We start from the raw sequence: 21,373 nt of genomic DNA, 5'->3' as shown, positions 1-21,373 counted from the left end.
ATGCTACCCGTCGGTAATAAGAAGCAACCCCGATCCGGTCATCTGTGACGCGTCTCAAGTGCGCCACCCGTACCCTCCGTGCGCCTCGGCTGTCCGGGTGAATCCATACCTCCGTTTCGGGCGCGTCGCGTAACCCGATCGCTACGGTCGGTGACGGACCGTTCACCTCTCGTGCTCGGAGGCACCCATGCGACGACTCCTGACCAAGCTCGGCGGACTGGCGGCGGCGGCGATGCTCACCGTCGGGCTGGCCCACCCCTCCCAGGCGGCGGACCCGGCCTATTTCGAGTTCACCGACATCACCCATGAGCGGGCCGTCGTCCGGATCGACGACCCGGTCAAGATCCAGCACGCCCGGGACCTGCTCAGCGGCGCGACGGACGAGCGGCCCCACCTCGTCGGACGGATCGTCAAGCGGCAGGCGCCGTACAACCCGAGGTGGTCCTTCCACTACAACCCGGAGACCGTGGACTTCTTCGATGTCGCCATCGAGGTCTGCGACGCCACCCTCCCCTACGTCGAGGACCATCTGGACGAGGCGGGCGGCGCCTTCCTGCCCGGGCTCTACTGGTGCCCCTGGACCTCCCGGCTCGTCCGAGAGGTCACGGCGCCGTAGGCCGTTCGGGCGGCGGGGCGGTGCGGCGGCTCGGTACGCTTGCGCGCATGTACGGATACGGCCAGCCCATGGACGGGGGCGCTGCGCAGCAGCAGTACGCGTCGTCGCAGCAGCAGATGCCGGGTGGTGTCGGCGGGTACGGCCAGCAGCCGCCGCTCTACCCGGAGCCGTCGCCGCCCTCGCTCGCGGACGCGGTGCGCGCCTTCACGACCGGGCAGATGTCCGCCGAGGACTTCCAGCAGATCTTCGCCACGTCGAAGGTGTACTGCCCGCGCGGTGACACCCCCGGCTTCCTGGCCCTGCACAACACCCAGCAGCCGGTGATCCCGATGTTCACCTCGCTGAAGGAGCTGCGCCGGTACGCGGGCAAGGAGTCCAAGTACTTCGTCATCACCGGCGCCGAGGTGATCGACCTGCTGCCGACCGGCTACGGCTTCGTCCTGGACATGGAGGGCGAGCACCGGATGGTGTTCGACGCGAAGGCGGTCGAGCAGATGGTCGACTTCGCGATGCGCCGCATGTACGGCGGTTGATCCGCGTGTACGGCGGTTGATCCGCCCGCCCGCACACCGGGGAGCCCGGAGGGAATGCCCTCCGGGCTTTCTCTGTTGTGGGTGGCAAGAAGTTCAACGCTCAACTAAAGTGGGCGTACCAAGGAGGTACCCACCATGCCTGCAGTGACCGTCGAGAACCCGTTGACGCTGCCCCGTGTGACCGCTCCCGCCGACGCCGTGGCACGCCGCGTGCTGACCGTCACGACCGCCCCGAGCGGTTTCGAGGGTGAGGGCTTCCCGGTGCGCCGGGCGTTCGCGGGCATCAACTACCGCCACCTCGACCCGTTCATCATGATGGACCAGATGGGCGAGGTGGAGTACGCGCCGGGCGAGCCCAAGGGCACCCCCTGGCACCCGCACCGCGGCTTCGAGACCGTCACCTACATCATCGACGGCGTCTTCGACCACCAGGACAGCAACGGCGGCGGCGGCACCATCACCAACGGCGACACCCAGTGGATGACCGCGGGTTCGGGCCTGCTGCACATCGAGGCCCCGCCGGAGTCCCTCGTCGTGTCCGGCGGTCTCTTCCACGGCCTCCAGCTGTGGGTGAACCTCCCCGCCAAGGACAAGATGATGGCCCCGCGCTACCAGGACATCCGCGGCGGCAACGTCCAGCTGCTCACCACCCCCGACGGCGGCGCGCTGCTGCGCGTCATCGCCGGTGAGCTGGACGGCCACCAGGGCCCCGGCATCACCCACACCCCGATCACGATGATCCACGCCACCGTCGCCCCCGGCGCGGAGATCACCCTGCCGTGGCGGGAGGACTTCAACGGCCTGGCGTACGTCCTCGCGGGCCGCGGCAGCGTCGGCGCGGAGCGCCGCCCGATCCACCTGGGCCAGACGGCCGTCTTCGGCGCCGGCTCCTCACTGACCGTCCGCGCGGACGAGAAGCAGGACTCGCACACCCCGGACCTGGAGGTCGTCCTCCTGGGCGGACAGCCCATCCGGGAGCCGATGGCCCACTACGGCCCGTTCGTCATGAACACCAAGGACGAACTGATGCAGGCCTTCGAGGACTTCCAGAAGGGCCGCCTGGGAAGCATCCCGGCGGTGCACGGGATGTCCGAGGGCGGCATCTGACCGCTCCTCGGCGGAGTCGGCGGCGGTCGTGAGCGAGTCGTCGGGTGCCGAGTCCCCCTCGTGACCCCGGCCGTACGTCGGCCGGGGTCGGCGTCTGCTCACCCGCCCGGCCCCGCGTCGCAGGACAGGTATGGCCCCGCGTGATCCGCTGGACGCGTGCAGTTCCTACCCGTTGCCGCCCGCCGGTTCGCCGCCTGGTGTGTCGTGCTGCTGCTCGCCGCCGGGGTGGGGTGGGTCGGGGTGCAGTTGTGCGCGGAGTTCCGTACGGCCGTCACGCCGGTGCTGCTCGCCCTGCTCGGGACCGCGCTGCTCGGACCGCTGTACCGGCAGCTGGTGCGGGCGGGGGTGCAGGCGTCGGTGGCGGCCGGGCTCACCTGTGTCGCCGTCGTGGCCGTCGTCGGCGGTGCCGTCTACATCGTCGTCGCCGCGCTCGTGGACACCGGAGCGGAGATCATCGCCTCCTTGCGGGACGCGGCCAAGGGCGTCGCACGGCACTTCGGGGCCGCCGGCACGAGTCTGGACGACCTCGCCGCCAACGCCCGCGAGCTGCTGGGCAAGTTCGGCAGCACGGCCGCGTCCAACGTCATCAGCGGCGTCAGCGTCGTCGGCGAGTCCATCGCCATGGCCGTGCTCGCGCTGCTCCTCGTCTTCTTCTTCCTGCGCGACTCCCACCGCGCCGTGGCCACCCTGCGAGCGGTCGCGCCAGGCGGCAGCGCCGAGCTGCTGGAGGCCATCGCCCGGCGGTCCTTCGCCGCGGTGGAGGGGTTCATGCGCGGCACGACCTTCATCGCGCTCATCGACGCCCTCTGCATCACCGTCGGCCTGCTGATCCTCCGGGTGCCCGGCGCCATCGGGCTCGGCGCGCTCGTCTTCGTCGGCGCCTACATCCCCTACCTCGGCGCGTTCCTCTCCGGCGCGGTGGCCGTGCTGGTCGCCCTCGCCGACCGGGGCTTCGTCATCGCGCTGTGGGTGCTCGGGGTGGTGCTCGCGGTCCAGGTGCTGGAGGGGCATGTGCTGCAACCGGCGATCCAGAGCCGGACCGTGCAGATGCATCCGGCCGTGGTGATGCTGACGATCACCGCGGGCGCCTCCGTCGCGGGCATCCTCGGCATGCTCCTCGCGGTCCCCCTGACGGCGGCGGCCTTCGGGGCCGTCCAGGAGCTGCGGGGGCGTCAGGCCACCTCCTCCGAGGCGCCGGCCCCGGAGCCGCCCGGCTCGTAGAGCTCGAACCAGATGCTCTTGCCCTCGCCCCGCGGGTCCACCCCCCACCCGTCCGCGAGGAGTTCGATCAGCATCAGGCCGCGTCCGGAGGAGGCCAGTTCGCCGGGGCGACGCTTGTGCGGGAGGTCGTCGCCGGTGTCGAAGACCTCCACCCGCAGCCGCCGCCCAGGACCCTCGCCCATGACCTCCGCGAGCAGCAGCGCGTCGGCGTCCGTGTGCACGAGCACGTTGGTGACCATCTCGGAGACCAGCAGCGCCGCCGAGTCCACCTGCTCGGCCGACGCCCAGTCGTGCAGCAGCTCGCGCAGGTGCTCGCGGGCCTCGGCGATCCGCTCCGGCTCGTCCTGTGCCACCGACAGCAGCGTGCGCCGCACCGCCGGCCGTACCGCGACGGTGTCGCCGCGCCCGCAGCCCTCCCCCGGCCGGCACAGCAACAGCAGCGCGATGTCGTCCTCGCGGCGGTCGGCCAGCGGGCCGGTGGTGTGGTGGGAGGACGGCCCGTGCACGCCCTGGACCAGCGCGTCGGCCAGCGATTCCAGGTCGCCCTCGTGGTCCTCCAGGATCGCGCGCAGCCTGCGCCAGCCGCTCTCCATGTCGTGCCCGCCGGTCTCGATCAGGCCGTCGGTGCACAGCATCAGCGTCTCGCCGGGTTCGAGCGTGAACCGGGTCGTCGGGTAGTCGGCGTCCGGGTCGAGGCCCAGCGGCAGCCCGCCCGCCGTCGGCCGTGTCATCACCGTGCCGTCCGCCATCCGGATCACCGGGTCCGGGTGCCCGGCGCGGGCGATCTCCAGCCGGCCGGTCGGCGGGTCGGCCTCCACGTACAGGCAGGTCGCGAAGCGCAGGTCGGTCAGCGCGTCGTCCCCGGCGTCATGGGTGATGCCGTGCAGGAAGCGGGAGGCGCGGGAGAGGACCGCGTCGGGGCGGTGCCCCTCGGAGGCGTAGGCGCGCAGCGCGATCCGCAGCTGTCCCATGAGGCCGGCCGCGCGCACGTCGTGACCCTGGACATCGCCGATGACCAGCGCGAAGCGGCCGGAGGGCAACGGGATCATGTCGTACCAGTCGCCGCCGACCTGGAGTCCGCCGCCGGTCGGGATGTACCGGGCGGCCACCCGCATCCCGGGGATCTCGGGGCCGAGCGACGGCAGCATGGACCGCTGGAGGCCCTCGGTCAGCTCCCGCGCGGACTCGGCGGCTCCGGCCCGGGACAGCGCCTGGGCGAGCATGCGGGCGACCGTCGTCAGGACCGCGCGCTCGTCCGGGGTGAACGCCACCGGGTAGGTGAAGGCGGCCATCCAGGCGCCCATCGTGCGCCCGCCCGCCGTCAGCGGCAGGAAGGCCCAGGAGCGGCGCCCGAAGTGCCGGGCGAGCGGCCACGTCGTCGGGTAGCGGTCCCGGTAGGCCTCGGGCGAGGACAGGTACACCGCGCGGCCCGTACGGACGACCTCGGCCGCCGGATAGTCGGTGGCCAGCGGCATGTGCGAGAAAGGGCCCATGTCGGCGGGGGCGTGCCCGTGCTGTCCGATGATCGTGAGCCGGTCGCCCTCGACACCGAACACCACGAGCCCGTCCGGCGAGAACCCCGGCATCGACAGGCCGCCCGCGACCCGCAGCACCTCCGCCGTGGAGCGGGCCTCCGCCAGCGCCCGGCCCGCGTCCAGCAGGAACGCCTCTCGTGAGCGCCGCCAGTCGCCGGTGACCGCGCTGCGGCCGGCCGCCGTGCCCGGGGCCGGCTCGGTCACCTCCTGGAGGGTGCCGATCAGCTCGTACGCGTGCCGCTCGGCGTCGTAGGACGGCTTCGACCGGCTGCGGACGACCCGCAGGATGTTGCCGTCCCCGTCCATGATCCGGATGCGCACCTCGGCGAGGGTGCCCTCGGCGACCGCCAGCCGCACCACGCCGGTGATCTCGTTCCAGTCGACCGGATGGAAGCGGGCCCGGGTCTGGGCCTCCGTGAGGGTGGTCGGCTCTGGGGGCAGGCCGAGCAGCCGCGCCGCCTCCGCGTCCACGGTGACCAGCCCGGTGTCGGTGTCCCAGTGCCAGAGTCCGGTCGCGAGGGCGGCGAGGACGTCCCCCACGGACGGCAGAGGCTCGCCTGTGCGCATTGCCCCACTTTATGAAGAGGTGAGTGGAGCCTGCCACCGTAGGCGGGCCGGCGGTACGAGCGGTAATGGTGGGGAGCCGATCTTGGGGTGCCCGGTACCCTTGGGATGGCCTAGGCCGTACCCGCCTGGCGACACCCGATCCGCAAAGACTGGATGAACGACGATGCATCGGTACAGGTCCCACACCTGCGGCCAGCTCCGCGCCTCTGACGTCGGCACCGACGTCCGGCTGAGTGGCTGGCTGCACAATCGGCGCGACCTGGGCGGCATCCTCTTCATCGATCTCCGTGACCACTACGGCATCACGCAGCTGGTCGCGCGCCCGGGCACCCCCGCGTACGAGGCCCTGGACAAGATCTCCAAGGAGTCCACGGTCCGCGTCGACGGCCGCGTTGTTTCACGTGGAACCGAGAACGTGAACCCCGACCTGCCCACCGGCGAGATCGAGGTCGAGGTCGCCGAGGTCGAGCTGCTCGGCGCGGCGCAGCCCCTGCCCTTCACCATCAACACCGAGGACGGGGTCAACGAGGAACGGCGCCTGGAGTACCGCTTCCTGGACCTGCGCCGCGAGCGCATGCACCGCAACATCATGCTGCGTACGGCCGTGATCTCCGCGATCCGCCAGAAGATGGCGGCGATGGGCTTCAACGAGATGGCGACGCCGATCCTGTCCGCCACCTCCCCCGAGGGGGCCCGCGACTACGTGGTCCCCTCCCGGGTGCACCCGGGCAAGTTCTACGCGCTGCCGCAGGCCCCGCAGCAGTTCAAGCAGCTGCTGATGATCTCGGGCTTCGACCGTTACTTCCAGATCGCGCCCTGCTTCCGCGACGAGGACGCCCGCGCCGACCGCTCGCCGGGCGAGTTCTACCAGCTCGACGTGGAGATGAGCTTCGTCGAGCAGGAGGACGTCTTCCAGCCGATCGAGAAGCTCATGACGGAGCTGTTCGAGGAGTTCGGAGGCGGCCGTCACGTCACTTCTCCGTTCCCGCGCATCCCGTTCCGCGAGGCGATGCTGAAGTACGGCTCGGACAAGCCGGACCTGCGCGCCAAGCTGGAGCTGGTGGACATCACCGACGTCTTCGAGGGCTCGGAGTTCAAGGCCTTCGCGGGCAAGCACGTGCGCGCGCTGCCGGTGCCGGACGTCTCCGCGCAGCCCCGCAAGTTCTTCGACCAGCTCGGTGAGTACGCCGTCGAGCAGGGCGCCAAGGGCCTGGCCTGGGTGCGCGTGGCCGAGGACGGCTCGCTGTCCGGTCCGATCGCGAAGTTCCTCACCGAGGCGAACGTCGCCGAGCTGACCAAGCGCCTCTCCCTGGCCCCCGGCCACGCCGTCTTCTTCGGCGCGGGCGAGTACGACGAGGTCTCGAAGATCATGGGCGCGGTCCGTGTGGAGGCGGCCAAGCGCGCGGGCCACTTCGAGGAGGGCGTGTTCCGCTTCTGCTGGATCGTCGACTTCCCGATGTACGAGAAGGACGAGGAGACCGGCGGGATCGACTTCTCGCACAACCCCTTCTCGATGCCGCAGGGCGGCCTGGAGGCCCTGGAGACCCAGGACCCGCTGGACATCCTCGGCTGGCAGTACGACATCGTCTGCAACGGCGTCGAGCTGTCCTCGGGTGCGATCCGGAACCACGAGCCGGAGATCATGCTCAAGGCCTTCGAGATCGCGGGCTACGACCGGGAGACCGTCGAGGAGAAGTTCGCGGGCATGCTCCGCGCGTTCCGCTTCGGAGCCCCGCCGCACGGCGGCATCGCCCCGGGTGTGGACCGGATCGTCATGCTCCTCGCGGACGAGCCCAACATCCGCGAGACGATCGCCTTCCCGCTCAACGGCAACGCCCAGGACCTGATGATGGGCGCCCCGACCGAGCTGGACGAGTCCCGCCTGCGCGAGCTGCACCTGACCATCCGGAAGCCGCAGCCCAAGTAGGCAACCCAGCACGTCCCGGCCGTGCGCGCCGATCTGTCCTGACTCGCTCTTGACGATCGGCGCGCACAGCCGTCTCCGGGCCCGGTGACAGCTTCCGTCCCTACGGTCCCGGCCCATGACCGAAACCCCTGAAGCCGGCCGCAGCGGCGAGCCGTCCCGCCCGTCCCGTCGTACGGTGATCATGGCGGGCGGTGCCACCGCCGTGGCCGTGGGCCTGGGCGGCGCCCTGGCCGTCGACGCGTCCGCGGACGACGACACCACCGCGGACCTCTGCTACACGCTGACCTCCGAGACCGTGGAGGGCCCCTACTACATCGACGCCGACAAGCTCCGGCAGGACGTCACCGAGGACCAGGACGGCATCCCGCTGACGCTCACGCTCAAGGTGATCGACGCGGAGAGCTGCGAGCCGCTGAGGAACGCGGCCGTCGACATCTGGCACTGCAACGCGCTGGGCGTCTACTCCGGGTACGAGGCGTCGGGCAGCGGCGGAGGCGGAGGCGGCGGCCCCGCCCCGACCGGGACCCCGACGGGAACCCCGACCGGCACTCCGAGCGGTACGCCCACGGGCGCGCCTCCCTCCGGCGGCCCCGGTCCCGGTGGCGGCGGTGGCGGCGGCCACCAGGAGCCCACCGACGACACCCGCTACCTGCGCGGCACCTGGCGCACCGACAAGCGCGGGCACGTCACCTTCCGGACGGTCTTCCCCGGCTGGTACCAGGGCCGCTGTGTGCACATCCACGTCAAGGTGCACGTCGACGGCACCTGGACGGACGCCGGGTACGAGGGCGGCCGTACCTGCCACACCGGGCAGCTGTTCTTCGCCGAGCAGGCGGTGCTGCTGACGGGGGAGGTGGAGCCGTACTCCACCAACACCACCACCCGCACCACGCTCGACGAGGACACCATCTACCCGGGCAACGGGCACGCCGGCGGCCTGCTGTATCTGACGTACGACCGCAAGCACGTCGCACGCGGTGTCCGCGCCCGGCTCACCCTGGGCGTGGCCCCGGACGAGACGCACGACGGCGGCTGATCCGGCTCACTCGCCCTGCTCCTCCGTATCGGTGTCCGGGGACGCGCCCTCCTCCAGCAGCCGCTCCGCGATGTCGTCGGACCAGTGCTGGGCCCAGGCGCGCAGGGCGACGATCCGGGCCTCGTCCAGGCCGTGGCGGAGGAAGTCCCCGTCGGAGTAGAAGTCCGTGCCCGTCAGCCGGGACTGGAGGGTCGTCAGGTCGAACGGGTCGTGGGCGTGCCGGCGGCCGAGTTCCTCCAGGTCGGGCAGGGAGAACCGGGCCGCCGCGGCCTGTGCGTCGATGAGATCGACGGCGGCACCCCGGTCGTACAGGGCCCGGATCTTCGTGCCGACCGCGTCCGCGAGGGAGAGCGCCGGCCCGTACGCGGTCAGTTCCGGCGGCTGCCAGAACGCCTCCTTGTGCAGTGCGAGCGGGCACGGCTCGCCGGTCGGCGGGTCCGTGACCGTCAGCTGTGCGGTGAGCGCGGTGACCGCGCCGGTCCGCACCCGCCGTCCCCGCGCCTCCAGGGCCGCGCCGACGGCACCGGCGATGTGCTCCACGGCCTCGGCGCTCTCGGTGGCGAAGTCCAGGTTGGCGTGGGGGCGGTGGAGCAGTCCGTGCGCCTGGAGGGCGTAGCCGCCGGCCAGGACCAGACCGTACGGGCCGCCCGCCGCGACGACGTCCGAGAGGAGACGGCGATGGGGTTCGGGGATGTCCACGGGAAGATTTTTCCGGCTTCCCGCCCCACCCGCGCGACGAGTGGCAACTTTCCTCGCCGTGGCGGCCACTGAGGCAGATCAAGACGACGGTGAACTGGACCCCGACGCTCACCGCGGGCCTTCAGACGTCGGCGAAGAACCTGCCGACGGAACTGGCGGACACGACGGGCGCGGGCGTGCTGAAGTAACACCGGCGGCGACGGAAGGGCCCGGGAAGCGTGCGCTTCCCGGGCCCTTGTGCTCGTGCCACGGCTCAGACGGCCGGCTTCTCCTCGAGGCGCGGGAAGAGGACCGCGCCCTTGGTGACCGTGGAGCCCGCCGGCAGCTTGCCCCACGCGCCCGCGTCCTGGATCCGCTGCTCGGCCAGGGCGCCGAGACCGGCCTCCGCGCCCAGGGACTCCCAGAGCTTCTGGGAGGTCTCGGGCATGACCGGGTGCAGCAGCACGGCCACCGCGCGCAGGGCCTCCGCGGCCGTGTAGAGGATCGTCGCGAGGCGGGCCCTGCCCTCCTCGGACTCGTCCTTGGCCACCTTCCACGGCTCCTGCTCCGTGATGTAGCCGTTGACCTGCTTGACGAAGTCGAAGACGGCCAGGATGCCGCCCTGGAAGTCCAGCTCCTCGCCGATGCGGCGGTCCGCCTCGGCCACGGCCTTGGCCAGGCCGTCGTGGATCGCCTTCTCCGCCTCGCCGTCGGCGGTCGACTCCGGCAGCGTGCCGCCGAAGTACTTGCCGACCATGGCGGCCACGCGGGAGGCGAGGTTGCCGTAGTCGTTGGCCAGCTCGGAGGTGTACCGGGCGGAGAAGTCCTCCCAGGAGAAGGAGCCGTCCTGGCCGAAGGAGATGGCCCGCAGGAAGTACCAGCGGTAGGCGTCCACGCCGAAGTGCGAGGTGAGGTCCTGCGGCTTGATGCCGGTCAGGTTCGACTTCGACATCTTCTCGCCGCCGACCATCAGCCAGCCGTTGGCCGCGATCTTGCCGGGGAGCGGGAGGCCCTGGGCCATCAACATGGCGGGCCAGATCACCGCGTGGAAGCGGAGGATGTCCTTGCCGACCAGGTGGACGTCGGCGGGGAAGGTGGCCTCGAACTTCTCCTGGTTCTCGTTGTAGCCGACCGCCGTGGCGTAGTTCAGCAGCGCGTCGACCCACACGTAGATCACGTGCTTGTCGTCCCAGGGGATCGGGATGCCCCAGTCGAAGGTCGAGCGGGAGATGGAGAGGTCCTGGAGGCCCTGGCGGACGAAGTTCACGACCTCGTTGCGCGCGGACTCGGGCTGGACGAAGTCCGGGTTGGCCTCGTAGTGGGCGAGGAGCTTGTCGGTGTACTCGCTCAGCTTGAAGAAGTAGTTCTCCTCGCTGAGGATCTCCACCGGCTTCTTGTGGATGGGGCACAGTTTCTGGCCCGCGAACTCTCCCTCGCCGTCGAGCAGCTCGCCCGGGAGCTTGTACTCCTCGCAGCCGACGCAGTACGGGCCCTCGTAGCCGCCCTTGTAGATCTCGCCCTTGTCGTACAGATCCTGGACGAATTCCTGGACGCGGTCGGTGTGCCGCTTCTGCGTGGTGCGGATGAAGTCGTCGTTCGCGATCTCCAGGTGCTCCCAGAGAGGCTTCCAGGACTCGGTGACGAGCTTGTCCGCCCACTGCTGGGGCGTCACCCCGTTCGCCTCGGCCGTGCGCATGATCTTCTGACCGTGCTCGTCCGTGCCGGTGAGGTACCACACCTTCTCGCCGCGCTGACGGTGCCAGCGGGTGAGCACGTCGCCTGCGACGGTCGTGTAGGCGTGGCCCAGGTGAGGAGCGTCGTTGACGTAGTAGATGGGGGTGGAGACGTAGTACGCCTTGTCACCCTGCTTCTCGGATCCAGTGGCCGCCATAAGTCGAAATCCTACTGGCCCGCCGAAGATCGACTCACATGCGTTTCGGGGGGTGGACCCGTGTGGCCCACCCCCCGTGTGGTGACTACATGGGGTGACTACATGGGGTGGCTACGGCCGCCAGGCCGCCAGTACGCCCTCGTACAGCTCGGTGTCCGTCAGCTCGCGGGGGGTGGGGCCCGCGTGGAAGAAGGACGTGTTGCCGGTCTTCAGCTTGCGGAGGTAGTCGAAGGCCTTGTTGTCGTGGTCACCGAAGGCGACGAAGGAGAAGAAGAGGGCGGGGTGGTTCGTGGCGGTGTCGGTGAGGGACTGGGTGGCGGGGGTCTTGGCGTCCGGGGCGCCGTCGGTCTGGAACACGACCAGGGCGGGGGTGCCGGGGGTGGTGTTCTTCTCGTAGTGGGCTACGACGGCCTGTACGGCGGCGTGGTAGCTGGTACGGCCCATGCGGCCGAGGCCGGCGTGGACGTCGTCGATCTTCGTCTCGTGGTCCGGGGTGAGGGTGAGGTCGGTGGTGCCGTCGACCTCCGTGGAGAAGAAGACGACGTGGACCGTGGCCTCGGGGTCGAGGTGGGCGGCGAGGGCGAGGGTCTGGTCGGCGAGGGCCTGCGCGGAGCCGTCCTTGTAGTACGGCCGCATGCTCGCGGAGCGGTCGAGGACCAGGTAGACCTTGGCGCGGGTGCCGGTGAGGTCGGTCTTCTTGAGGGTGGCTGTGGCGGCTTTGTAGGCGGTGGTGAGGGAAGGGGTCTGGGACTTGATCTTGGCGAGGGTGGTGGCGGGCTGAGCCTTGCCAACCGCCTCGGCTTCGCGGGTTGCCTGCGGCTCCGGGTCCGGGTCCGCCTCGGCTTCGCGGGTTGCCTGCGGCTCCGGGTCCGGGTCCGCCTCGGCTTCGCGGGTTGCCTGCGGCGCCGGGTCCGGGTCCGCCTCGGCTTCGCCATCGGCGTCCGTGTTCCCACCCGCACCACCCGTGCGGGTCTCGTCGTCAGGTGCGGGTGGCCCCTGTGGGGCGTTCTCGCCGTCGGCGGCCTGCGGGGCGGTGGTCGCCTCGGCGGGCACGGCGGCCTCCGCCTCCACGTCCGCCTCCGGCTGAGCCTCAGCCGCCGAGTCCGCCTTCGGCCCGGTTGCCGGTTCCGGCTCGGCCTCCGCTTCCGACTTCGTCGTCGCTTCTGCCTTCGGCTCGACTGCTGTTTCCGCCTCGGGCTGGGCCACGGGCTCCGCCTCGGGCTGAGCCTCAGCCGCCGCGTCCGCCTTCGGCTCAACCGCTGCTTCCGCTTCCGGCTCGGTTGCCGGTTCTGCTTCTGACTCCGGCTGAGGCTCGGTCGGCGGGTCCGCTTCCGCTGCCGGGGCGGTTGCCTTGGTGCTGGTCGGCTCCGGTTCCGTAGCCGTGGCGGGCTGCGGTTCCGGAGCCGGTGTCGCTGCGGTCTGCTCCTGGGCGGGCTTCTCCGCCACCGGCGCGCTCTGCTCAGCCGTCGGCTCGGGCTCGGGCTCCTCGGCGGTTTCCGTCTCCGCCGGGGTCGTCGGCGTGGACTTCTCCTCGGCCTCGTCCTGGGCCTCGGCCGAGGCCGCGACCGGGAGCTTCTCCTCGGCCTTGTCCTTGGCCTTGTCCTCGGCCTTCTCCTCCGGCGCGTTCTCCGTCTGGGCTGGAGTCGGCTCTTCGGTGCTCTCCTCCTCGGTCCTCTCCTCGGCCTTGGCCGGAGATGGCACCTCGGGGGTCTTCGGCGGGTGGGGTGGGGGGTTCAGGTTGTCGAAAGCCGCTGCCACCAGCTCGTGTTCCTCGGTGGGGGTGCGGCGGGGTTCGGGGACCGAGGGTGGGGTCGGGGAGTGCGCGGGGGTCTGGTTCGCACCCTCCGGCTCGGTGGCTCGTGCTTTGCGTGAGCGGCCGAATGCGTTCCGCAGGAGAGTGAGAATGCCCATGTGCGCAACCCTTCGTGAGTTGTAGCCGTCAATCCCTGGCCAGGACGGACACGTAAGGTTAGCGGCCCCGGATTGCGGGAGCGGTCAGCGCGGGGACGCGATCGCGCGGGCCGCCGCCACCTCCTGGCGCAGGGGTTCCAGGACGCTGCCCGCCGGGCCGGTCAGGTCGGTGCGGACGGCGATGAGGGTCTCCGCGTTCCGTACGCCCTCCGACAGCTCCCACAGTTGCCGGGTGACCTGGGTGATCTCGGCGGTGGACGGCGCCGCCGCCCCGTGGCGGACGCGGACGCGGGCGGCCGTGGTGGCGTCCACGATCCGTTCCACGGCGACGACCAGCGGCCACCACGCGGCGGCGCGCCGGCCGGTCGGCGGTGGTTCGGTCAGGGCCCGCTGGAACTCCGTCCGGATGACGGACAGGTCGCGGTAGAGGCGGCGGCGCATACGGGCCCGGGCGGGCGGGTCGGCGTGCGGGCCGAAGGCGGCCTCGACGTACGCCGCCGTGTCGGCCACCGCGTCGGCGAGGCGGTCGCCCACCCGGGTGTGCCAGCTCTCGGGCCACAGCAGGTAGCCGGCGGTCAGCGCGACGGCGCAGCCCAGCAGGGAGTCGGCCAGCCGGGGCAGCAGCAGTGCCGTGCCCTGGTGGTTGAGGATGTCGGAGAGGATGAGGATCACCGGGGTGATGGCGGCCGTCTGGTAGCCGTAGCCCCGGGGGGTGAGGGCCGGGATCAGCGGGGCGAGGACGAAGAGGACGGGGACGTGCCACCAGCCCAGCGGGACCTCGGCCAGGATCAACGCCGCGATCAGCAGGCCGGCCACCGTGCCGAGCGCGCGCAGCAGGGCGCGGGAGAAGACCGAGCCGAAGTCGGGTTTGAGGACGAAGGTGATGGTCAGGGCGACCCAGTAGGAGCGCGGGACGGGGATCAGGGAGACCAGGGCCTGGCCGATGCCGATGCAGAGGGCGAGGCGTACGCCGTAGCGCCAGGAGTTGGCGGACAGGACGACGTTGCGGGCCGCGCGGGCGGCGCGGATGCCGAGGGCGGCCGGCCGGCCCAGGCGGTCGTCGATGCCCCGGGGGTCCACGTCGGGGGCGGTGACGACCTCGGCGGTGTGGCGCAGGGCGTGGTCCACCGCCCGGGCCGTCTCCGTGGTGGGGACGGGGAGGCGCAGGGGCGGGAGGGTGCTCGCCCCTGTCGCGACGGCGTGGGCCAGGTGGTGGAAGGCTTCCGGGATCTGCGGGGGGAGCGGGCGGGCCGCCAGGTGGGCCGCGGGGGCGGCCTCGATCACCGGGGTGATGGCGTTCAGCTGGGCGAGGAGCCGGGTGAGGTCCGGGCTGCGGCCGTGGTGGCGGGCGCGCCGGGCCAGGATCAGGTCGTAGGACTGGTTCAGGGACTGGGTGACGGCGCGGCGGGCCTCCTCGTAGTCCTCGGTGCGGTCGGTGCCGGCGGCGGCGAGCAGGGTGGCGACCGTGCGGTAGGTGGCCGCGACCGCGGCCCGTTCGGGCACGCCCGCGCGCAGCGGCCAGGCCAGCAGCCCGAGGACGAGGACGAGGAGGCCGCCGCCGGTCAGCAGGGTCGGGGCCAGCCACCAGGGGGAGGGGAGCGGGAGGCCCGCGCCCACCACGCAGTTCAGCAGCAGGAGCAGCCCGGAGACCGAGGCGACCGCGCCGATCGTGGAGATCATGCCGGAGACGAGGGCGACGCCGGTGACCGCGGCCACCGCGTACCAGCCGTGCCCGTACACCAGGGTGCCCAGGGTGACGCCGACCGCGCCGAAGAGCTGCGGTACGGCGATGTTGAGGACGCGCATGCGGTAGGCGTCGGCGGTGTCGCCGATGACGCCGGACAGGGCGCCCATGGAGGCGAGGGCGCCGTAGGCCGGGCGGCCGGCGGCGAGGCCGAGCGCCAGGGGGAGGGCCATGGCGAGGGCGGCGCGGGCCACGGCGGCCCAGTTGACGGGGGCCTGCTGGGGTTTGAGGTTCCGGACCAGCCAGTCGGGAGGGGTGAGGCTGATGGGGAACTCTCGGGCCATGCGCCCATTATCACCGGGTTGATCCGGCAGGGTCAGGTCCGTCGGTGCACGGCTCAGGTCCGTCGGTGCACGGCTCAGTCCCGTCGGTGCAGGGTGAGATCCACGACCAGGGCGCGGTGGTCGGTGCCGGACACGCGCAGGAAGCGGGCGCCGGTCGCGGTGAAGTCCCGGGACACCAGCACATGGTCGATCTGGGCGCCGATGAGGGAGGCGGTGCGGGACGGCCAGCTGGGGGCGCGGTCGTGGCCGGCGAGGCGGGCCGCATCGGTGAGGCCGGTGTCGAGGACGCGCCGGAAGGCCGCGTGGTCCTGCGAGGCGTTGAAGTCCCCGGCGAGGATCACGGGGCTGTCGTCGTGGGCGGCGGCGAAGGCGCGGAGCCGGGCGAGTTCGCGGCGCCACAGGCCCACCTGGTCCGGCAGCGGGGGCATGGGGTGGGCGAGCTGGAGGCGTACGGCGTGGCCGCGCACGTCGGCGACGGCGCCGGGCATGCCCAGCGTGCCGCGGACGCCCGCGGCTGGTCCGAGCGGGAAGCGGCTCAGGACGAGGGAGCCCTTGGAGCCGTCCTCCTCGACGGCCCGGCGGTGCGGGTAGACGCTCGCGAAGTCGCCTTCCAGGGTGGCCCGGCAGCCGGACTCGCACTCCTGGACGAAGACCACGTCCGGCCGCCGGTCGCGCAGGACCGGGACCAGGGCGGGCGTGCCGCGGCCGGACTCGACGTTCGCGGTGAGCACGCGGAGCCGGGCGAGGGGCGGGCCGTCGGGCTCGCCGGTCTTGCCGTACGGCTCCAGGTACCAGGCGAGCAGGCCGAGGACGGCGACTCCCCACAGCAGGCCCGGCCACCAGCGGGCGAGCAGCGCGCACAGCAGCGCGAAGCCGGCCGGTGCGAGCAGCCAGGGCAGGAAGGCGAGCAGCTGGGGTACCGGGGTGATGCCGTCGGTGTCGGCGACCCGGCAGCCGACGACCACGCTCACCCCGGCGAGCAGCAGTCCGGCGCACCAGGCGCCGAGCCTGCGTCCGGGGCGCTGGGTCACGGGGCGAGCCTATGTTTCAGCCGTCCAGCCGCGCCAGGAATTCCGTCAGCGCGCGGTTGAACTCCACGGGTCGTTCCAGGTTGGGCAGATGGGCGGCGCCCTCGATGACGTGCAGGACCGAGTCGGGGAGGGCCGCGTGCATGGCCTCGGCGTCGGCGACCGGGGTGTAGGTGTCGTCGGCGCCGACCAGGACGAGGGCGGGCACGGGCAGCGTGGACAACAGGGCGCGGTAGTCGGGGCGTTCGGCCCGGCCGCGCAGCGCGGCGGCGGCGCCCTCGGGGGAGGTGGCCGTCATCATGCGGTGCACGTGGGCCTTGACCTCGGGGTCGGCGTAGGGGGCGACCATCTTCTCCAGCACCTCGTCGGCGTAGCCGCGCAGGCCCTCGGCGAGCAGCCGGTCGGCCATGGCGTTGCGGCTCCGCCGGCCCTCGGGGGTCTCGGCTTCGGGGAAGGTGTCGGCGAGGACGAGGCCCCGGACGCGGTCGCCGGAGCGGGCGGCGCACTCCATGGCGATCTGGCCGCCCATGGACAGGCCGGCGAGGACGAAGGTGTCCACACCCAGGTGGTCCAGGAGGTCCGCGATGTCCTGGGCGTGGCGGGCCAGCGGGACCGTGCCGGGGGTCACGGGGGAGGCGCCGTAGCCGCGCAGGTCGGGGGCGATCACCCGGCGGGTCGCGGCGAACTCCGTGAGCTGCGGCTGCCACATCGTGCGGTCGAAGGGGTGGCCGTGGACGAGGACGAGGGGAACCCGGGAGGTGACTCCGGGGTCTTTGTCCTCGAATGCGAGGAAGGAGGGCATGGCAACGACCCTAGGGTGCCGCCATCGCTCGGTGCAATAAGATCTTTGCCCTCAGTGCAATCCAACCAGCCCGGGAACAGGGGGAGTTGTGGACGACTACCGGCGCATCGCCGACCGGATCGCCGCCGACATCACCGGCGGACGGCTGCGGCCCGGCCAACGGCTGCCGCCCCAGCGGGTGTTCGCGCGACGGCGCGGCATCGCGCCGTCGACGGCCGGGCGGGTCTACGCCGAACTCGTGCGCCGGGGACTGGTGGTGGGCGAGGTCGGACGCGGCACGTTCGTGCGGGCCACCGCGCCGGACGGGCAGCCCGGGATCGCCCTGACCGAGGCGGCCGGCACCCCGCTCGTCAACCTGGAGCTGAACTACCCCTCCGTACCCGGGCAGGCCGAGCTGCTGGCCCCGGCCCTGACGTCGCTGCTGCGGCCGGACGCGCTCGGCCAGGCGCTGCGGCCGGCCCCGGCGGCGGGCACCCCGGCGGCCCGGGAGGCGGTCGCCGCCCTCCTCGCCCCGAGCGGGCTGCGGACCGCCCCGGATCGCGTCCTGTTCACCGGCAACGCCCGCCAGGCCATCGCCGCCACGCTCGCCGCCCTGGTCCGGCCCGGCGGCCGGGTCGGGGTGGAGCCGCTGACGTATCCGCTGGTCAAGGAGATCGCGGCGCGTCTCGGCCTGGTCCTCGTCCCGCTCGCCACGGACGCGGAGGGCCCCCTGCCGGAGTCGGTGGCCGCAGCCCACCGCAGCGCCCCGCTGTCCGCCCTCTACCTCCAGCCCGCCCTGCACAACCCGACCTCCCGCACGGTGACCACCGGGCGGCTGCGGCAGCTGGCCGACTGTGTCCACAGGCTGGGGACACCGGTGGTCGAGGACCGGATCTGGGCCTTCCTGGACACGGGCGGCACGCCCCCGCTCGCCGCGCTCGCGCCCGGCCTGGTCCACCTCGTCGACAGCCTCTCCAAGCGGGTCGCGCCCGGCCTCACCGTCGGTTTCGCCGTCGTACCGGAGGACCGCGTGGAGGCGGTGGCGCGGGCCGTCCGTTCCGGCGGGTGGAGCGCGGGCTCCTTCGCGCTGGAGGCGGCCGTGCGCTGGCTCGGCGACGGCACCGTGGACCGGCTGGTGGCCGCCAAACGGCAGGACGCCCGGCGCCGGCAGCGGCTGGTCGCCGAGAAGCTGGCCGGGTTCGCCGTACGGTCCGACCCGGCGGCCTACTTCGCCTGGTGGGAGCTGCCCGCGCCGTGGCGGGCGGACACCTTCACGGCCGCCGCGCGGGCGCACGGCATCGCCGTCACCCCGGGTACGGCCTTCTGCGTCGACCCGAGCCGGACGCCGGACGCGGTCAGGCTCGGGCTCGGGTCGGCGCCGGAGCCCCGGCTGGCGCGGGCGCTGGAGACCCTCGCCGGCGTCGCGCGGGACGGGGCAGCCGGAGGTGGCGGGTGAGCCAGACGACGAGGGCGACCGCCAGGCCGAGGGCCAGCAGCAGCCAGGCGGCCGTGCGCAGGGTGCCGGTCAGGGCGTCGTAGACGGCGCCCGCCGCCGGGTGGGACACACCGGCGGGCAGGTCGGCCAGGGTCAGATCGCGGCCGACGGCGAGGGCGACGGCGAGCAGGGCGCCGCCCAGGGCCGTGCCCAGGGCGGTGGCGGCAACGGCCCGGCGCCGGTGGACGGCGAGCCCGATCCCGCCGACGGCGAAGGCGACGGCCGCCATCGGCAGCCAGAAGCCGGCGACTTCGAGCACGTGGTACCCCTTCCGGAGCGTGGACAGGCGGTCCGCCGGGAGCACGGGGACCTCGGTGTGCTCCACCGGGATGCGTGCGGCGAGCGGCACGTGGTCACGGGTGAGCTGGCGTTTGACCTGGGCGGTGACGGGGGCAAGGTCGACGGTGACGGTGCGCTCGTCCTCCGCGCGCAGGGCGCGCAGGACGGCGTCGTGGGTGATCCGGTTGCCGGTGTCCCAGGCCAGCCGGAAGGCGCGGGTCTGGGTGAAGGAGCGGACCGCGTCGTGCACGAACGGGCGGACCGAGCCGCGCACCGGGCGCACGTCCAGATGCTCGTCCACCGCGTGCAGGATGCCGTCGCCGACCGTGTCCACGACGGCCTCCCGCACGGCCGGGTCGGCGGCGAGCGGCGCCATCGTGGTGACGTACCGGCCCGTGTCGGCGAGCCCGTACGCCGCCCAGGCCGCCAGCGCGCCGAACGGCACGAGGAGGCAGGAGAGGGCGATCAGTACGGCCGACAGGGCGCTCCTGAGGCGTTGGGGCACGCTTCCAGGCAAGGCCCATCGGGGTCGGGGCGCGAGCGGGAGGACTGCGTTCGGGCGCTCTCCGGTGGAGGGTTCACCTGAACGGGTGTTTCCTGGTGCTGGGGAGAACAAAGTGGCTGATGTGGGCCACTGGGACACAGGGGAACGCGTGGGCCCCGGCCGACCGGCCGGGGCCCACGCGCGTCCGCTCGCGGTCCCGGCGTCCGCTCGCGGTCCCGGCGTCCTCAGCGGATCCGGCGGCCGAACGCGTCCTCCCGCGTGTAGTAGCGGTAGAAGAAGAACGCGAAGGTGGCCGCCGACACCAGCAGGGACATCAGCACCGACCGCTGCACGTCGCCGCCCTGGCTGGCGCTCTGGGTGGGGAAGAAGCTGCCGCTCTGGTTGTACAGGAAGCCGAACGCACAGCCGGTGAACGCCGTCCACAGCAGCGCGTGCACCTCCCGCGGCATCCGGGGGGCCAGTATCAGCAGGGCCGCGCACAGCACCGCGAACACCAGCGCGCTGACGAAGCCGAGCAGCACGTTCCAGCCGGTGATCGGACCGCCGAAGCGGTTGTTGGCCGCCACCCAGTAGCCGTAGACCAGGCCCAGCACGACCGGGACGGCCAGCCGGCCGATCGCGTGGGTGCGCGCGTCGAAGACCTCGGGTGAACGCCGGACCACATCGGTCGACCGGCGCTCCGCCTCGGGCGTACGGCCGGGCCGGGACGTTCCGCCGGGCGCGGGTGCCGCTTGAGCCATGAGAGCACTCCTCTCTCCTCGCCCCCGATCTCCAGGGCACACCGGGGCGCACGGCCTGGCAACTCGGCCAGGAGGGTGACGAGTGCCCGGATGCGTGGAGTTCTCTCCCGTGATTCGCTGAAGGACATGGAGGGCTGGCCGCCGTGACGGAGATGGAGTACGAGCGGCGGCGCGGCTCGCCGCTGCGGATCCGCGGGGTGAGCGTCGCGTGGCTGCCGCCTCTGGTGCTGCTCGTCGGTGTCGTCCTGCTGGACTTCAACACCGGCGAGAGGTTCCGGATCGTCACCTGGATCGTGCTGGTCCCGGGCATCGCCGCCGCGATCTGCGGGGTGTGGACGACGGCGGCCTACAGCGTGGTGTCCGTGGTGACGTACGTCCTCGTGGACAACGCGTGGCCCGACCAGTACCAGGCCGGATTCGGCGACTTCCTCCTCGTCGCCCTCGGCGGCGCCCTGGCCACCCTGGCCGCGGCCGTGCGCACGCGCCAGGAACGGCAGGTGGGGCACATCCGGGACATCGCCGAGACCACCCGGCGCACCGTGCTGCGCCCGCTGCCGCCGCGCTGGGCCGGGCTGGAGCACGCGGGGGTGTATCTGGCCGCCGACGTCGACGCCCGGGTGGGCGGCGACTTCTACGACATCCAGCCGGGGCCGCACGGCACGCGGGTGCTCGTCGGCGACGTGCAGGGCAAGGGGCTCGGCGCGGTGGAGGCCGCGGCCGCGCTGCTCGGCACGTTCCGGGAGGCCGGGTACCACGAGAAGGACCTGAAGACCGTCGCCGAACGTCTGGAGACCCGGATGCGGCGGCACCGCGCCCACACCGCCGCGCTCGGCCGGGACGACGGCGACCGGTTCGCCACCGCCGTCCTCATCGACTTCCCCCAGGGCACCACGGACGCGATCGACGTCACGAACTTCGGCCACGAGCCCCCGCTCGCCGTCGGCCCGCACGGGGTCCGCGAGCTGCCGAGCGGCGACGGGCTGCCGCTCGGCCTCGGCGACCTCACGGGCGCCCCGCCGCCGGTGCACCGGTTGCGGCTGGCCGCCGACGAGACGCTGCTGCTGGTCACCGACGGGGTGACCGAGGCCCGCGACAAGCCCGGCGAGTTCTACCAGCTGGCCCACGAGGTGTCCCGCGCGGTCCGCGCGGACCCCCGCCGCAGCGAGCCCCGCCGCCTGGTCCGCCGAGTCCGCGACGGCGTACTGCGCCACAGCGGAGGCTGCCTGGAGGACGACACGACGATCTTCGCGGTACGGCGGCTCAGCGGGGACGCGGAGGCGTCGGGTGCGGGGGGCGCAGGGGGCGTGGTGGGGGCGGACGTGTGGGGGACCGGCGGTACCGCGGGTGGGGGTGCCGGGGGTGGGGGTGGCAGGACGGGAGGTGAGTGACGGCGGGCGCGCCAGGTGGCGGGGAGCGGGGGCCTGGGAGCCGGCGGAGGCGGGCCGGGCCGGGCGGGACGTTAGAGGTGCCTTGGCGTCGGGGGTGCCGGGCCGTG

Annotated in this window: 17 protein-coding genes; 8 read left to right on the top strand and 9 right to left on the bottom strand. The window is 72.7% G+C overall.

Translation table 11 applies throughout. The features are described 5' to 3' along the window. Positions 1 to 187: 187 nt before the first annotated feature. The 4 genes from ACZ4WH_RS08450 (at position 188) to ACZ4WH_RS08435 (ending at position 3,477) form a co-directional block, all read left to right on the top strand. On the top strand, positions 188 to 616 hold the full coding sequence (locus ACZ4WH_RS08450; RefSeq protein WP_468177951.1) for a BP74-related protein: 429 nt from the start codon (positions 188 to 190) through the stop codon (positions 614 to 616). Between the two features lie 47 nt (positions 617 to 663). Next, positions 664 to 1,149, top strand: coding sequence for an SseB family protein (locus ACZ4WH_RS08445; protein ID WP_468177949.1), 486 nt, complete (start codon positions 664 to 666; stop codon positions 1,147 to 1,149). Between the two features lie 135 nt (positions 1,150 to 1,284). After that, a complete protein-coding gene (locus ACZ4WH_RS08440; protein ID WP_468177947.1) occupies positions 1,285 to 2,256 on the top strand; it encodes a pirin family protein in 972 nt (323 codons plus the stop codon). Positions 2,257 to 2,412: 156 nt separating this feature from the next. Then, complete coding sequence (locus tag ACZ4WH_RS08435) at positions 2,413 to 3,477, top strand: AI-2E family transporter (protein ID WP_468177945.1); 1,065 nt, start codon at positions 2,413 to 2,415, stop codon at positions 3,475 to 3,477. Here ACZ4WH_RS08435 and ACZ4WH_RS08430 read toward each other — a convergent pair. Next, complete coding sequence (locus ACZ4WH_RS08430) at positions 3,429 to 5,579, bottom strand: ATP-binding SpoIIE family protein phosphatase (protein ID WP_468177943.1); 2,151 nt, start codon at positions 5,577 to 5,579, stop codon at positions 3,429 to 3,431. The two genes, ACZ4WH_RS08435 and ACZ4WH_RS08430, sit on opposite strands and share 49 nt — an antisense overlap. Positions 5,580 to 5,742: 163 nt before the next feature. On the opposite strand from ACZ4WH_RS08430, the gene aspS reads away from it, so the two are divergent. Together aspS and ACZ4WH_RS08420 are read left to right on the top strand one after the other, a co-directional pair. Further along, a complete protein-coding gene (gene aspS, locus ACZ4WH_RS08425) occupies positions 5,743 to 7,506 on the top strand; it encodes an aspartate--tRNA ligase (RefSeq protein ID WP_468177941.1) in 1,764 nt (587 codons plus the stop codon). 115 nt (positions 7,507 to 7,621) lie between these two features. Continuing rightward, positions 7,622 to 8,542 carry an intradiol ring-cleavage dioxygenase gene (locus tag ACZ4WH_RS08420; RefSeq protein ID WP_468177939.1) on the top strand — a complete coding sequence of 307 codons (921 nt, stop codon included), beginning with the start codon at positions 7,622 to 7,624 and terminating at the stop codon, positions 8,540 to 8,542. A gap of 6 nt (positions 8,543 to 8,548) precedes the next feature. Here ACZ4WH_RS08420 and ACZ4WH_RS08415 read toward each other — a convergent pair whose 3' ends face one another. The 6 genes from ACZ4WH_RS08415 to ACZ4WH_RS08390 all read right to left on the bottom strand — a co-directional run bounded on the left by ACZ4WH_RS08415 (position 8,549) and on the right by ACZ4WH_RS08390 (position 16,880). Beyond that, on the bottom strand, positions 8,549 to 9,241 hold the full coding sequence (locus ACZ4WH_RS08415; RefSeq protein WP_468177937.1) for a nucleotidyl transferase AbiEii/AbiGii toxin family protein: 693 nt from the start codon (positions 9,239 to 9,241) through the stop codon (positions 8,549 to 8,551). A 253-nt stretch (positions 9,242 to 9,494) separates the two neighbouring features. After that, entirely contained in the window at positions 9,495 to 11,111 is a 1,617-nt protein-coding gene (gene metG / locus ACZ4WH_RS08410; RefSeq protein WP_468177935.1) for a methionine--tRNA ligase, read from the bottom strand. A gap of 111 nt (positions 11,112 to 11,222) precedes the next feature. Continuing rightward, positions 11,223 to 13,022, bottom strand: coding sequence for a VWA domain-containing protein (locus tag ACZ4WH_RS08405; RefSeq protein ID WP_468177933.1), 1,800 nt, complete (start codon positions 13,020 to 13,022; stop codon positions 11,223 to 11,225). A gap of 84 nt (positions 13,023 to 13,106) precedes the next feature. Continuing rightward, positions 13,107 to 15,050: an FUSC family protein gene (locus ACZ4WH_RS08400; RefSeq protein ID WP_468177931.1), complete on the bottom strand. Its 1,944-nt coding sequence runs from the start codon at positions 15,048 to 15,050 to the stop codon at positions 13,107 to 13,109. 74 nt (positions 15,051 to 15,124) lie between these two features. Beyond that, positions 15,125 to 16,081 carry an endonuclease/exonuclease/phosphatase family protein gene (locus ACZ4WH_RS08395; RefSeq protein WP_468177929.1) on the bottom strand — a complete coding sequence of 319 codons (957 nt, stop codon included), beginning with the start codon at positions 16,079 to 16,081 and terminating at the stop codon, positions 15,125 to 15,127. A 16-nt stretch (positions 16,082 to 16,097) separates the two neighbouring features. Next, positions 16,098 to 16,880 (bottom strand): alpha/beta fold hydrolase, encoded by a 783-nt coding sequence (locus ACZ4WH_RS08390; RefSeq protein WP_468177927.1) that lies wholly within the window; start codon positions 16,878 to 16,880, stop codon positions 16,098 to 16,100. An 88-nt stretch (positions 16,881 to 16,968) separates the two neighbouring features. Here ACZ4WH_RS08390 and ACZ4WH_RS08385 point away from each other — a divergent pair, with 88 nt between their 5' ends. Continuing rightward, positions 16,969 to 18,315 carry an aminotransferase-like domain-containing protein gene (locus ACZ4WH_RS08385; protein ID WP_468177925.1) on the top strand — a complete coding sequence of 449 codons (1,347 nt, stop codon included), beginning with the start codon at positions 16,969 to 16,971 and terminating at the stop codon, positions 18,313 to 18,315. On the opposite strand, the gene ACZ4WH_RS08380 is transcribed toward ACZ4WH_RS08385, so the two are convergent. Continuing rightward, complete coding sequence (locus tag ACZ4WH_RS08380) at positions 18,215 to 19,138, bottom strand: hypothetical protein (protein WP_468177923.1); 924 nt, start codon at positions 19,136 to 19,138, stop codon at positions 18,215 to 18,217. The two genes, ACZ4WH_RS08385 and ACZ4WH_RS08380, sit on opposite strands and share 101 nt — an antisense overlap. Before the next feature lie 224 nt (positions 19,139 to 19,362). Then, the gene (locus ACZ4WH_RS08375; protein WP_468177922.1) at positions 19,363 to 19,878 is read right to left on the bottom strand and encodes a hypothetical protein; all 516 of its coding nucleotides are present in this window, start codon (positions 19,876 to 19,878) and stop codon (positions 19,363 to 19,365) included. A 152-nt stretch (positions 19,879 to 20,030) separates the two neighbouring features. Here ACZ4WH_RS08375 and ACZ4WH_RS08370 point away from each other — a divergent pair, with 152 nt between their 5' ends. Continuing rightward, positions 20,031 to 21,266, top strand: coding sequence for a PP2C family protein-serine/threonine phosphatase (locus ACZ4WH_RS08370; RefSeq protein ID WP_468178301.1), 1,236 nt, complete (start codon positions 20,031 to 20,033; stop codon positions 21,264 to 21,266). Positions 21,267 to 21,373: the final 107 nt, after the last annotated feature.

This window comes from Streptomyces sp. NPDC029138, from assembly GCF_055564375.1.
The sequence above is the reverse complement of the archived record's forward strand: the minus strand, read 5'-3'. Positions and strand labels throughout refer to the sequence as shown.